Annotated in this window: 10 protein-coding genes; 5 read left to right on the top strand and 5 right to left on the bottom strand. The window is 63.6% G+C overall.

The annotated features are described in order from the left end of the window. Window positions 1-98 precede the first annotated feature (98 nt). Entirely contained in the window at window positions 99-830 is a 732-nt protein-coding gene (locus NKH54_RS31005; RefSeq protein ID WP_353029620.1) for a 3-keto-5-aminohexanoate cleavage protein, read from the bottom strand. A 201-nt stretch (window positions 831-1,031) separates the two neighbouring features. On the opposite strand from NKH54_RS31005, the gene NKH54_RS31000 reads away from it, so the two are divergent. The 3 genes from NKH54_RS31000 to NKH54_RS30990 all read left to right on the top strand — a co-directional run bounded on the left by NKH54_RS31000 (window position 1,032) and on the right by NKH54_RS30990 (window position 3,032). Continuing rightward, the gene (locus tag NKH54_RS31000) at window positions 1,032-1,454 is read left to right on the top strand and encodes an OsmC family protein (protein WP_023670326.1); all 423 of its coding nucleotides are present in this window, start codon (window positions 1,032-1,034) and stop codon (window positions 1,452-1,454) included. A 44-nt stretch (window positions 1,455-1,498) separates the two neighbouring features. Next, window positions 1,499-2,023 carry a carboxymuconolactone decarboxylase family protein gene (locus NKH54_RS30995; protein ID WP_353029619.1) on the top strand — a complete coding sequence of 175 codons (525 nt, stop codon included), beginning with the start codon at window positions 1,499-1,501 and terminating at the stop codon, window positions 2,021-2,023. 265 nt (window positions 2,024-2,288) lie between these two features. After that, the gene (locus NKH54_RS30990; RefSeq protein ID WP_353029618.1) at window positions 2,289-3,032 is read left to right on the top strand and encodes a 2OG-Fe(II) oxygenase; all 744 of its coding nucleotides are present in this window, start codon (window positions 2,289-2,291) and stop codon (window positions 3,030-3,032) included. Window positions 3,033-3,084: 52 nt separating this feature from the next. On the opposite strand, the gene NKH54_RS30985 is transcribed toward NKH54_RS30990, so the two are convergent. Further along, window positions 3,085-3,399 carry an EthD family reductase gene (locus NKH54_RS30985; protein WP_023814884.1) on the bottom strand — a complete coding sequence of 105 codons (315 nt, stop codon included), beginning with the start codon at window positions 3,397-3,399 and terminating at the stop codon, window positions 3,085-3,087. Between the two features lie 226 nt (window positions 3,400-3,625). Here NKH54_RS30985 and NKH54_RS30980 point away from each other — a divergent pair, with 226 nt between their 5' ends. Further along, on the top strand, window positions 3,626-5,248 hold the full coding sequence (locus NKH54_RS30980) for an ABC-F family ATP-binding cassette domain-containing protein (RefSeq protein ID WP_023670331.1): 1,623 nt from the start codon (window positions 3,626-3,628) through the stop codon (window positions 5,246-5,248). 45 nt (window positions 5,249-5,293) lie between these two features. Here the strand turns inward: NKH54_RS30980 and NKH54_RS30975 are convergent, their stop codons facing one another. From NKH54_RS30975 to NKH54_RS30965, 3 genes are all read right to left on the bottom strand, one after another. Then, on the bottom strand, window positions 5,294-7,915 hold the full coding sequence (locus NKH54_RS30975; RefSeq protein ID WP_023827696.1) for a bifunctional diguanylate cyclase/phosphodiesterase: 2,622 nt from the start codon (window positions 7,913-7,915) through the stop codon (window positions 5,294-5,296). Between the two features lie 262 nt (window positions 7,916-8,177). Beyond that, window positions 8,178-9,071, bottom strand: coding sequence for a hypothetical protein (locus NKH54_RS30970; protein ID WP_353029617.1), 894 nt, complete (start codon window positions 9,069-9,071; stop codon window positions 8,178-8,180). 244 nt (window positions 9,072-9,315) lie between these two features. Then, window positions 9,316-10,962: an acyl-CoA synthetase gene (locus tag NKH54_RS30965; protein ID WP_353029616.1), complete on the bottom strand. Its 1,647-nt coding sequence runs from the start codon at window positions 10,960-10,962 to the stop codon at window positions 9,316-9,318. 201 nt (window positions 10,963-11,163) lie between these two features. On the opposite strand from NKH54_RS30965, the gene NKH54_RS30960 reads away from it, so the two are divergent. Continuing rightward, window positions 11,164-12,285: a KamA family radical SAM protein gene (locus NKH54_RS30960; RefSeq protein WP_353029615.1), complete on the top strand. Its 1,122-nt coding sequence runs from the start codon at window positions 11,164-11,166 to the stop codon at window positions 12,283-12,285. Window positions 12,286-12,306 lie beyond the last annotated feature (21 nt).

The following is a 12,306-nucleotide window of genomic DNA, read 5'->3' as shown; positions in this document are numbered from 1 at the left end:
CAAGGCTTTCATAAAGGAGAAAAATGTGGTGGAATTTCTTCCTGATATGAAAATAGCCTACGAGATATTTATAATAACAGCAAGAGGTGAGTTTGTTGCTACGCTGATCGAATCGACTGGAACATCGCTACCGCCGCAGCTTTCAGCGCCGCATTGCCGGATGCCGCCGCGCCATCCGGCAGATGCTTCCCATCCTCCAGCCCGACGCGCGTCGACCAGTTGCGATCCGCGGCACGGCGCACGAACGGCCACACCGTCGCGTTCTCGCCATGCAGCAGGATGGCACGGAGAATGCCGGCGCGCTCCAGGACCTGTTCGATGCCGCCGGCGACCGCAAAAGCCTCGTCTAGCGTCTGCTCGGAAATCTCGATCAGGACGCGCAGCACGCGCCCGCCATGGTCGAGGCTGACGAGGCGCTCGGCGTCGGCGACCGAGGCCAGACCCGCCTCGATGCCGATGCCGCGCTGGCGCAGGCTCTCCATGACGATGGGTGCCGCCGCCTCGCTGAGATTGACGGAGGCATAGTCCGGCAATTCGCGCCAGCCGGCGATGGCGACCAGCGTGCTTGTATCGTCATTCTCGATCCAGGCGCCGGTGGAGACGCCGATCAGCGTACCGGGGCAGGCACGGCGCAGCCCTGCGATGGTCGGATCCATCGCTGCCGGCGCAAGGCTCTCGCGGCGGTCCGCGCTGCGGGCATGGACATGCAGCTCAGCTGCGCCCGCGGCAATCGAAGCCGCCCCGTCGCGCGCCATAGCGTCGGAGTCGAGCGGCAGTGTGGGGTGAAAATCGGCGGCGCGCGCGCCATTGATGCAGGCCTGGACGATCATGGCTCTCGCGATCCTGTTGCGGATCGCGCGAGCCTACCGCAGGGCAGGGCGGAGAGGGAACGGGCGTGGTGAAGATTGCTGACAGGGTGCCGCTTCTGCAGAGGTTGCGGTATCGGCCCAGGACATACCATATAGCGGGACAGGACACGCCACGGGCGATCCTCACCCCTTTGCCGGGCTGCCGGCTGAAAGGTTTTTGCGATGGCTGAGTTGAAGGTCAGAACCCGCGTCACCGGCGCGACGGCGACGCTGCAGCCCGGCGGCTTGCCTTCCATCACCACTCCGACCGGCGGTGCAGTCGATGTCGTCACCGGCGTCAGCGCGCCGGGCTTCAATCCGCTCGACCTGCTCTACGCCTCGCTCGCCGCCTGCATGGTGCTGAGCGCGCGCATCGCCGCCTCCCGCCTCGGGGTTGCCGCCGCGCTTGGCGAGGTGCGCGCCGAGGTCAGCGGCGAGAAGGCCAAGGACGAGCCGTCGCGCGTCGAAAGGCTCAACATCAGGCTCGACATCTCAGGCGATCTCGACGCTGCGACCAAGCAGCGGATCGTCGAGGACGCCGAAGCGATCTGCACGGTGTCCAACACGCTGCGCGCCGCGCCGCAATTGCATACGACGCTTGGGTGAGGGTGTCGCAGAATGCCTCGCTGCCACCAACCAAGGACCGTCCCATGGCCATGATCCCGCCGATCGACTACGCCTCGGCATCGCAAGACATCCGCGCCGAGCACGACAGGGAGCTTGGCCTGCGCGGACGCATGACCAACATGAAGCGCATCCTGCTGCATTCACCGGCGGCCCACCGCATCTATGCCGAATGGTTCACCCTGCGCGATCTGCTCAAGCCCGCACTCGACGACCGCGCTGTCTGGCTGTTGTCGCTGGCGATCTCCGAGAGATGCCGCGCCGAGATACCGCTTACCTTCTTCCGCCGCGCGCTGATCGATGGTGGCCTTGATCCCGAGGCAATCCAGCCAACCTCCGACGAGGCGTTGCTGATCGAATTTGGCAAGGCAGTCGCCGCCGATGCCAATGTCATTCCGAACGACATCTGGGCAGCGCTGAAGGCTCGCTATGACGACACGCTGCTGGTCAACCTCGTCGCCTTCGCCGGCATCATGGTGGCGACCTGCGTGTTCACCAACGCGGTGCGCGTTGATCTTGATCCGGAGTTGGAGGCTTATCGCCAGCGGTGACGCTGCCATCTCCCCCTCGTGGGGAGATGGCCGGCAGGCCAGAGGGGGGGCGCTGTCCCGCCGACCTGTCAGCCCTAATGTGTAAGTGAGGCCTTTGCCGATTCAGAGGGCAAGCCGCAGAGATTTGTGATCCTTCACGCCCCCCTCTGCCCTGCCGGGCATCTCCCCCACGAGGGGGGAGATTGGTAGCTCCGCCACCTCCGCAGGAATCGGGTGGCCCGCACCTCTCGTTCGCCCCACTTTGATCACATCAAAGGAGGCATCCATGACCATCCATTCGATAAGCACCAAACGCGCAGCCCATTCGGCCGAAGCGCGCGTCGCAGCGCAGGACTGGAGTGCTCTGATCGGCGAACTGAACAGCCACGGCAGCACCGTCATGCCGGCGTTGCTTGCACCCGAGGAGTGCGCCGAGATCGCCGGTCTCTATCCGCATGAGGACCATTTCCGCAGCCATGTGGTGATGGCCCGCCATGGCTTCGGCAAGGGCGAGTACCGCTATTTCCGCTATCCGCTGCCGGATCTGGTCGGTGGCCTGCGCACCGCGCTCTATCCCAGGCTGGCCGGCGTCGCGAACGACTGGAACGATCGCATGGGCGCGGCACGGCGCTATCCCGATGACCACGCCGCCTTCCTCCAGCTTTGCCACGAAGGCGGCCAAACGCGGCCGACGCCGCTTCTCCTCCAATATGGCCCCGGCGACTTCAACTGCCTCCACCAGGATCTCTATGGCGACCTCGCTTTTCCCCTGCAGGTCGCGATCCTATTGTCGCAGCCGGGCGAGGATTTCACCGGCGGCGAATTCGTGCTGACCGAGCAGCGCCCGCGCATGCAAAGCCGTGCCGAAGTGGTGCCGCTGACCCGGGGCGATGCAGTGATCTTTGCTGTCCACAATCGCCCGGTGCAAGGTACGAAAGGGCACTACCGCGTCAATCTCCGGCACGGCGTCAGCCGCCTGCGCTCGGGACGGCGGCATACGGTGGGAATCATCTTCCACGACGCGAAGTAACGTCGTCCGCTTCGGCGCGGCTCCTTCGTTCCACTCCGAGATCGGCTAAGATTCACACTTGGTCGACGTCGAACAGGAGCATCGTCAAGTCATCGTCTCCTGGGGCGAGTATACGCCGGTCAGCGGCGCAGGCAATGCCGATTTCGGTGGCAAATGCGCTCTGCATATCGGCGAGGCTGTCGAAATAGAGTGTCCCGACCAGATACGGAATCTCGCCCGCCGAGCGCTTGATGATGGGCCGCCTGCTGATTTCGTAGCGCCGCAGTCCGGGAAGCTTCTTGGCCAGCGGCACATGAACCTCGAAATAGTGCCGGTCGAACGCCTCCGGATCAGCCGGGGTTTTGTAGATCACGAGCATCTTGGCCATCGTCATATTCCTGCCTGTTGGTGTCGCTGTTTGGGGGCCATGCAGGCCGCCGTGCCAATGTCGTTCCGCGAGGGCGGTTTTCGACAATCGCTGGATTTTTGTTTCGGGCGCGATGACGGGTCCTCGCCACCATCTGTGGCGCTTCTGCCTCTTTCCTCCTTGCGCTCATTCGCGTATGGCCCCGGGCAAATCCCTCAACTTTGCACCAACTCCCCCGGACCGCCTCATGATCCGTCTTGAAAGCATCAGCAAGCAGAACGGCCGCCAGCTTGTCTTCATCGAGGCCTCGGCCTCGCTACAGAAGGGCGAGAAGGTCGGCCTTGTCGGGCCGAACGGCGCCGGCAAGACGACGCTGTTTCGCATGATCACCGGCCAGGAGCAGCCCGACGAGGGCCAGGTGCAGGTCGATCGCGGCGTCACCATCGGCTATTTCAGCCAGGATGTCGGCGACATGGCGGGCCATAGTGCTGTGGCCGAAGTGATGAACGGCGCCGGGCCGGTCAGCGACGTGGCGGCCGAAATGGCCGAACTCGAGGCGGCCATGGCCGATCCCGAGCAGGCCGACCGGATGGACGAGATCATCGAGAAGTACGGCGAGGCGCAGCATCGTTTCGAGGAGCTCGACGGCTATGCGCTCGATGGCCGCGCCCGCGAAGTGCTCGACGGCCTCGGCTTTTCCCAGGAGATGATGGATGGCGACGTCGGCAAACTGTCCGGCGGCTGGAAGATGCGCGTGGCGCTCGCCCGCATCCTGTTGATGCGGCCCGACGTCATGCTGCTCGACGAACCGTCGAACCATCTCGATCTCGAAAGCCTGATCTGGCTGGAGCAGTTCCTGAAGGGTTATGAGGGCGCGCTGCTGATGACCTCGCACGACCGCGAGTTCATGAACCGCATCGTCAACAAGGTGGTCGAGATCGACGCCGGTTCGCTCACCGCCTATTCCGGCAATTACGAATTCTACCAGCAGCAGCGGGCGATCGCCGACAAGCAGCAGCAGGCGCAGTTCGAGCGCCAGCAGGCCATGCTGGCCAAGGAGATCGCTTTTATCGAGCGCTTCAAGGCGCGGGCGTCACACGCCGCCCAGGTGCAGAGCCGGGTGAAGAAGCTCGACAAGATCGATCGTGTCGAGCCGCCCAAGCGCCGCCAGATCGTGAATTTCGATTTTCAGCCGGCGCCGCGCTGCGGCGAGGATGTCGTGACGCTGAAGAACGTCCACAAGGGATATGGCAGTCGCTCGATCTATGAGGGGCTGGATTTCCAGGTCCGCCGCCGCGAGCGCTGGTGCATCATGGGCGTCAACGGCGCCGGCAAGTCAACGCTGCTGAAGCTGGTGGCAGGCGCTTCCGATCCCGACACCGGCACGGTCGCGCGGGGGCCGAGCGTGAAAATGGGCTATTTCGCCCAGCACGCCATGGAGGTGCTGGAGGGCGAACGCACCGTGTTCCAGACGCTGGAGGACGCGTTTCCGCAAGCCGGCCAGGCGCCGCTCAGGGCACTCGCCGGCTGCTTCGGCTTTTCCGGCGACGAGATCGAGAAGAAATGCCGGGTGCTGTCGGGCGGCGAAAAGGCGCGCCTGGTGATGGCGTTGATGCTGTTCGACCCGCCCAATCTTCTGGTGCTCGACGAGCCGACCAACCACCTCGACATCGCGACGAAGGAGATGCTGATCACGGCGCTGTCGCAGTACGAAGGCACCATGCTGTTCGTCTCGCACGACCGCCATTTCCTGGCCGCACTCTCCAACCGCGTGCTGGAACTGACGCCCGAAGGCATCCACACCTATGGCGGCGGCTATACCGAATATGTGGAGAGGACCGGGCACGAGGCGCCGGGGCTGCGGACCTGACGCAGGTCCTGCGTCCGCATTTGCGTCGAGCAAAGCCAGGATTTGTCAGCTCGCCGCCAGCCATTTGCGCGACTGCGCGAAGGCCTTGAAGGCTTTGGCGTCCATCGGGTAGCCGAACAGGAAGCCTTGCAAGATGTCGCAGCCAAGCTCTTTCAGGATGCGCGCGTGCTCCATCGTCTCGACGCCCTCGGCGATCACTTCGATCCCGAGCGACTTGCCGATGTCGATGATGGACGACACAAGCTGCCGCTGTGCGGTTGAGCTGGTGATGGGGGTGACCAGTTGGCGGTCGATCTTGAGGCGACGGGGCCGCAACTTCAACAGCGAGACGATCGAGGCATGCCCGGTGCCGAAATCGTCGATCTCGACGTCGATGCCGAGCCCCTTGATGTGTTCGATGTTCCAGCTGACCAGCTCGTCGTTTTCGTCGAGGAAAATCGACTCCACCAGTTCGAACGACACGGTCCCTTCCTTGATGGGAAGCTTGCGCAAACCCTTGATCAGGTCCCTGTCTTCCAGGCGCCGTGCGGAAACGTTGACCGAGACGCGCGGGATGTTGAGGTGGCTGCGCGACCAACGCTCGAAATTATCGAGCGCCTGCTCCAGGACGGTGCGGTCGATAAGCGCCACGACATTGAGTTCTTCAGCCACCTTGATGTAGGCGTCGGGGGTCAGCATGCCGCGTTGCGGGTGATCCCAACGCGACAGCGCCTCGACGCCGACGATCTCCAGCGTCTTGGCGTCGAACTGCGGCTGATAGTAGACGATGAATTCGTTCCGCTCGAGCCCGCCCAGAATCTCGTCGGCGGTCTGCTTGGTCCGCACGATCTCGCTCTGCAGCTCTTCGTTGAAAAACTCGTAGCGGTTGCGGCCGCGGCCTTTCGCCCGGTACAGCGCCAGATCGGCATTGACAAGCAACTGCCTTGCATCGACGCCGCTATTGGCCGCAATGCCGATGCTGACGCCGAACCGGCACTGGTGACCCAGATAGTCGACCGGCTGGCGCATCGCATCGATAATGTGGTCGGCCAGCGCGGCGAGTTCCTTGTCGTCGCGTCCATGGCTCAGCACGACAAACTCGTCGCCGCCGATGCGCGCAACGAAATCGGCACTGCCGACGCTGGCCTTGATGACTTTCGAAGCATGCACCAGCAATGCATCGCCCGCTGCATGGCCGAGCGTGTCGTTGATCTGCTTGAACCGGTCAAGGTCGAGATGCAGCAACGCCGCACGGCCGTCGGCTTCGCGGTTTTCGGCAAGCATCTCGTCCAGATACCGACGGTTGGGCAGACCGGTCAGCGAATCATGCATCGCGACATGCTCGATGCGGGCTTTGGCCAGGTTCAGTTCGGCATTTTTCGATTCTGAAAGGCGACGTTCACGCACGAGATTCTCGTTGAGCAGCACGTCGCCTGTCACATCCCATTCGGCGCCGATCATTTTTGGCGTGCCGTCGATGTCCCGGAAGAAACTGGCGCGGGTGCGCACATGGCGAATGGTGCCGTCCGGCCGCAGGAGCCGATACTGCGAAGAGTAGGGGCCTTGTGTTGCAACAGCCGAATCGAAATCTGCTTTAGCCCGTTCGAAGTCTTGGGGATGGATCGCCAGCGCCCAGTCGTCATAGCTACGGGTCTTGCCGCCGCCGGGTTTGCCATAGATTTCGTTGATGCGGTCGTCCCATACGAGTTCGTTGCTGACGGTATCGTGCTCCCACACGCCTATAGCAGAGGCTTCCAACGCCAGCTCCAGCCGCCGGGACAGGCGCCTCAACTCGGCGTCACTTTTCTGCCGCTCACCGAAAAGACGTCCTGCCACGAGGATCGGCAGCACCACCAGCGCGCCGGCAAGCGCCATGAGCAGACGCAACAGCCACTCATTTTTCGGAGCGGTCGGCCAGCCGCCCTTCGGTATGGCTGAAATTTGCCAGGAGCCTGAAGGCAATTGCACCTCTGCCATCACCGGATTGCCGGACACGACATTATCGCCGCCGAAGAACAGTTCCCCGCCGCCGCCGAGCGCATCCTTGCCGATAAGCGCCACATCGATATCCAGATCAGGGTCGGTCAGTCCGCTGGCAGCGTAGAGCCGATCGACATCGATCACGGCCGAGACGATACCCCAGAAACGGTCGCCGCCACCCGCCGTCGGCACGAAGACCGGGATACGGCCGATGAAGCCACGTCCGCCTTGCGCCAGTTTGACCGGCCCGGCGAGCACCAGCGCGCGCTGGTCACGGGCGCGAAGCGCGGCCATGCGTTGCGTATCGCTCTTGCGGTAGTCCAGCCCGATGGCTTTTTCATTGCCTTCCAGCGGATACATCAGCGCGATGACGAGGTCGGGGGCGCCGGCAATATCGCGCAACTGCGATTTTTGCTCGAACAGATTACGGGCGAGTGCCGCAAATCTTTGCTGGCCCATATAAGGCTCGGTAACGATTGTCGAAACGAGACCCTGAACCAGCTGGAGATTGCCGCCTATGTTGCCTTCGAGCTTGGCGCGTATGATGTTGACCTTCGCCAGGACGTCGGCGCGCGCCAGCTGATCGGAGACCTCTCTGTTCCTCTGGTCGGCAACCAGGGCGCAGACGAGAAGCACGACAAAGGCAATCGCCGCCGGCAAGTTGGCGGAAGAAAAAACGGCCCGTTTCAACCGGCCGGAATTGAGCATTGCACCTGCCAACTCGATCCGAAGACCTTTCCAGGACAGTAGTCCTTCGGTCGACCATAGTAGCTAAAGCTTAAGTTTGAGCTTCGAGACGAATCCGAGAACAAACGGTAAGCTTTTGGCTGCCAGGGTCCAGCCGAAATCTGAATGAGTGTCCGAAAGTAGGACGCCAGGTTGCAGCGTTCTGCAACCCAGCGGCGAAGTCATATTCGCCTCAGATTGCAACAAGCCGCCTGATCTTGCCGCGCGGGCCCTTGCGGGAGGCTTACTTCCCAGCCATTTGATCGGCCAGCGCCTGCGCCTGGGCGAGCAGCGCCGGGAAAGCCGGGTCAGCCGGCAGGCGCTGCGCCATGCAGGCCCGGTAGTCGCTGTCGCCCTTGTCCCAGGCGGCGTTGGAGGACTCGAACGCTTTTTCGTCCTTCAGGTCCGATGCCTGGTAGGCCTCCTGGAATTTCTGCGCGGCGGCGTCCGCAGCAGCCCACACGGCGTCGCAGGCGGCGATCTTCGGAACGGCAGGGGCTGCCGGCGCTGCGATAATTCTCACGCTGTTGCCTTTGACGAGCGTAACGATGACTTCCTGCTCATAGATCGGCCCGACGTCCTGCGTCCAGCCGCCGAGCCGTGCGAAGGCGATGTCGGCGCCTTCGGGTTTCTTCAATGGAAAGTCGAGCGTTCCCTCGAAGGCGGCGTCGCTGTTGATCGCCTGGGTATAGAAGGCATCCAGCTTAAGCGCCTCATCGATGCCGGCGGGCAGTTTGAAACTTTCGTCGGTCTCGGCGGTTCTGGACTGGAGCCAGCGCTCCAGCAGCCCTCGCGTCGTTGCCACCAGGCTAGGCCCGTCGTCGTCCTTGGTGTATCGCAGCCCATCGAGCATGCCATAGCCGATATCGGAGTCGCTGAGGCTTTCGATATTGATTGTGCCGGTTGGCGGAAAGTCCTTGACCGCCAGCGGCCCGATAATGCCGGCAAGACGCTGCTGGAGGTCGGCCAGCGCCTTCTCGTTCTCAGCGTCGATGGTCTCGATTGCCGCGTTCGCACTGTTCAGCGCTGCGATATCAGCAATCGCCTTGTCACGCGCGGCCACATAGTCGTCCTCCGGCGAGGCCGCGAAAGCCACGCTGCTCACCAGTGCAAACAGAAACGTCCAGACCCACCGCATGATATAAACCCTGCTCTACGTTCGATTCCAAGGATACATGACAACATTGGGCTGAAAAAAGACGCCGTTGGAGCTGCAGATCTCCCCACATGAGGGGGAGATGGCCGGCAGGCCAGTGGGGGGCGCCGCGGTTTACGGGTTTACTCTTTTTGCCGCGCTAGACCACTTTAGCGCTTCCCGCGAAACGACCCCCTCTGTCGCCTTCGGCGACATCTCCCCCTCGAGGGGGGAGATTGGCGCCTAATCACGCCTTGCGCTTCTCCACCTCCGCCTTCCTCAGCAGGAAGCGCTGGATCTTGCCGCTTGGGGTCTTCGGCAGTTCCGTGATGAACTCGACCTCGCGCGGGTAGGCGTGCGCCGACAGCCGTTTCTTGACGTGCTGGGCCAGCTCTTCGGCGAGCTCCGAATTGCCCTTGTAAGCCGGCGCCAGAACGACGAAGGCCTTGACGATCTCGGTGCGCTGCGGATCGGGCACGCCGACGACAGCCGCCTCGTTGACCGCCGGATGCTCGATCAGCGCGCTTTCGACGTCGAACGGGCCGATGCGATAACCGGCCGAGGTGATGACATCGTCGGCGCGGCCGATGAAGGAAACCGAACCGTCCGGCTCGTACTCCACCGTGTCGCCGGTGCGGTAGTAGCCGCCCGTGGTCGCCGGCGTCTCGGCTTGGTGATAGCCGTCGAACCAGCGCAGCGGCGACTTCGCGATGTCGACGGCGAGGATGCCGGGCTGGTTGGGGCCGAGCTCGTTGCCGGCCTCGTCCAGTACCACCATGCGATATCCGGGCATGGCGAAGCCGGCCGAGCCCGCGCGCACGACATGCGAGAGCCCATGATGGTTGTTGACCATCATGCCGTTCTCGGTCTGGCCGTAATGGTCGTGAATGGGCGCGGCGAGATTTGCGTCGAACCAGCGGATGACTTCCGGGTTGAGCGGCTCGCCGGCGCTGCTCACCACGCGCAGTCTGCCTTTGACTCGGGCCGCAGCTTCCGCGCCTTCCGCCATCAGCAGGCGATAGGCGGTCGGCGAGCCGGCAAGGCTGGTGACGCCGAGCCGCTCGATGATGTCGTAAGTGCTCTTGGCGTTGAAGGCGCCTTCATAGAAGGTCGTGGCGATGCCGAGCTGCAACGGGCCGGTGATGGCGTAATAGAGGCCGTAGGCCCAGCCGGGATCGGCGATATTCCAGAAGATGTCGTCGGGCAGCAAGCCGATCGCGTCGCGCATATAGGCGCCGAAGGCGAGCAGGGCGCGAAGCGGCACCGGCACGCCCTTGGGCAGGCCGGTCGTTCCCGACGTCGACATCATCATGAACAAGTCGTCGCCCTTGCGCATCACCGGCTGGCACTCGGGCGAGGCGGCGGCAAGCGCGGCGCGGAAATCGATGTCGCCTGCAGGTAGCACACCGCCATTGCCAAGAATGGTGGCGATTTGCGCTGATGTCTCGACCTCGTCGAGCTTGCCGCGATTGGCCGGGTTGGTCACCACGATCTTGGCGCCGCTATAGCCGAGGCGGTGCTCGATGGCTTTCGGACCGAAGGCGGTGAACAGCGGCTGGTAGACCGCGCCGATGCGCCACGTCCCGAGGATCAGCGCCACCAGTTCGGGGACGCGCGGCAGCATGCCGGCGACGACATCGCCGGCACCGACGCCGGCGGCCTTGAGCACATTGGCGGCGCGCCCGGACATGTCGGCGAGATCGTCGAAGCTGAATTCGCGAAGCTCGCCGCCGGCCGAGATCGCGCGCAGCGCCAGCCGGTCTTCTCCGGTGTAGCGGCCGCAGCATTCGACATAGGCATTGATGCCGGTTCCAGGGTTGCCATACAACCGCGCGATCTCATCTTCGATGCGAAAGCGCTGAGCGGCATCCTCATAGCGCGGCATTTTGCTCATCGCGGTCCTCCCTAAGCGGCGCCCATCTCCCCTTGGAGCGCCTTATCGGTCAGATTGCCTGAAATTGCTGCGCTGGTCGATTACGGCGATAGTCGGGGGATGCGAAGGACCGCAGCGCAGCGACAATCCGCGCCGAGCCACTGCTGTTGACCGAACCATCCATCCGGCCGATAGCACCGCCAGAATTGCCCCGAGGCCCCAATGACCCCAGACTCAACTTTCGATGACGCGGCCACAGCCGACGAAGAACGCGATGCCGACACCGCCTGGCAAAACGACATCCGCGCGGGCGTGCGCCGCGTCCGCGATCTCGCCTCCCTGCCGCTGTCACCCGCCGAGCGCGCGGCGGCGCAGGAGGCGGTCGTACGCCACAAGGTGCGTGCCCCCAAAACCTATCTCGACCTGATCGACTGGAACGATCCCGCCGACCCGATCCGCGCGCAAATCATTCCATCGCCGGATGAGCTGACGGAAACGGAAGGCGAGCTCGACGATCCGATCGCCGACCATGCCTTCAGTCCGGTGCCGCGACTGACGCACCGCCACGCCGACCGCGTGCTGTTGTTTGCGACCTACCAATGCGCGGTCTATTGCCGCTTCTGCTTCCGCAAGGAGTCTCTGACCTCGATCGGCCGCGGCTATACGCGCGAGGCGCTCGAAGACGCCTTTGCCTATATCGAAGCCCATACCGAAATCCGCGAAGTGATCCTGACCGGCGGCGATCCGCTTTCGCTGCCCGACAAGGCGCTGGCTGAAATCCGCGCCCGCATCGAGGCGATCGCGCATGTCAGGCTGCTGCGTATCCACACGCGCGTGCCTGTCGTGCTGCCGGCGCGCATCACGTCGGGGCTGGTTGGCGCCTTGCAGGGCCGGCTGATGGTCACAATCGTCACCCATTTCAACCATGCGCGGGAGATCACGCCGGCCACCGAATTGGCCTGTCGCGTCATGCGCCAGGCAGGCTTCGTGCTGCTCAACCAGACCGTCCTGCTCAAGGGCGTCAACGATACGGTCGAGGTGCTGGAGGAACTCTGCCGCGAACTGATGTACCGGCTCGGCGTCAAACCCTATTACCTGCACCATGGCGACCTCGCGCGCGGCATGGCGCACAGGCGCACCACGATTGCGCAGGGACAGGCGCTGGCCGGCGCGCTGCGCGCCCGCCTGTCGGGCATCTGCAATCCCGTCTATGTGCTGGACCTGCCGGAAGGCGGTGGCAAGGTGCCGCTCGGGCCATGCCATGTCGAGGGACGGGAAGGGCAGGACTGGCGCATCCGCGGCCAGGATGGCGAGGTGAGGGTATATCGGGACGTGGTGGTGTAGGCACGGCGCAGCGGCGACGAT

The organism is Mesorhizobium sp. M1004, from assembly GCF_040318795.1.
Classification (GTDB): Bacteria; Pseudomonadota; Alphaproteobacteria; order Rhizobiales; family Rhizobiaceae; genus Mesorhizobium.
This window is presented reverse-complemented; position numbering and strand designations above follow the sequence as displayed.

Excerpts from the sequence above, each read along its gene's own strand:
- NKH54_RS30985 (WP_023814884.1), bottom strand. The coding sequence starts at position 3,399 with ATGGCCAAGATGCTCGTGATCTACAAAACCCCGGCTGATCCGGAGGCG.
- NKH54_RS30990 (WP_353029618.1), top strand. The coding sequence starts at position 2,289 with ATGACCATCCATTCGATAAGCACCAAACGCGCAGCCCATTCGGCCGAA.
- NKH54_RS30975 (WP_023827696.1), bottom strand. The coding sequence starts at position 7,915 with ATGCTCAATTCCGGCCGGTTGAAACGGGCCGTTTTTTCTTCCGCCAAC.
- NKH54_RS30995 (WP_353029619.1), top strand. The coding sequence starts at position 1,499 with ATGGCCATGATCCCGCCGATCGACTACGCCTCGGCATCGCAAGACATC.
- NKH54_RS30970 (WP_353029617.1), bottom strand. The coding sequence starts at position 9,071 with ATGCGGTGGGTCTGGACGTTTCTGTTTGCACTGGTGAGCAGCGTGGCT.
- NKH54_RS30980 (WP_023670331.1), top strand. The coding sequence starts at position 3,626 with ATGATCCGTCTTGAAAGCATCAGCAAGCAGAACGGCCGCCAGCTTGTC.
- NKH54_RS31005 (WP_353029620.1), bottom strand. The coding sequence starts at position 830 with ATGATCGTCCAGGCCTGCATCAATGGCGCGCGCGCCGCCGATTTTCAC.
- NKH54_RS31000 (WP_023670326.1), top strand. The coding sequence starts at position 1,032 with ATGGCTGAGTTGAAGGTCAGAACCCGCGTCACCGGCGCGACGGCGACG.
- NKH54_RS30960 (WP_353029615.1), top strand. The coding sequence starts at position 11,164 with ATGACCCCAGACTCAACTTTCGATGACGCGGCCACAGCCGACGAAGAA.
- NKH54_RS30965 (WP_353029616.1), bottom strand. The coding sequence starts at position 10,962 with ATGAGCAAAATGCCGCGCTATGAGGATGCCGCTCAGCGCTTTCGCATC.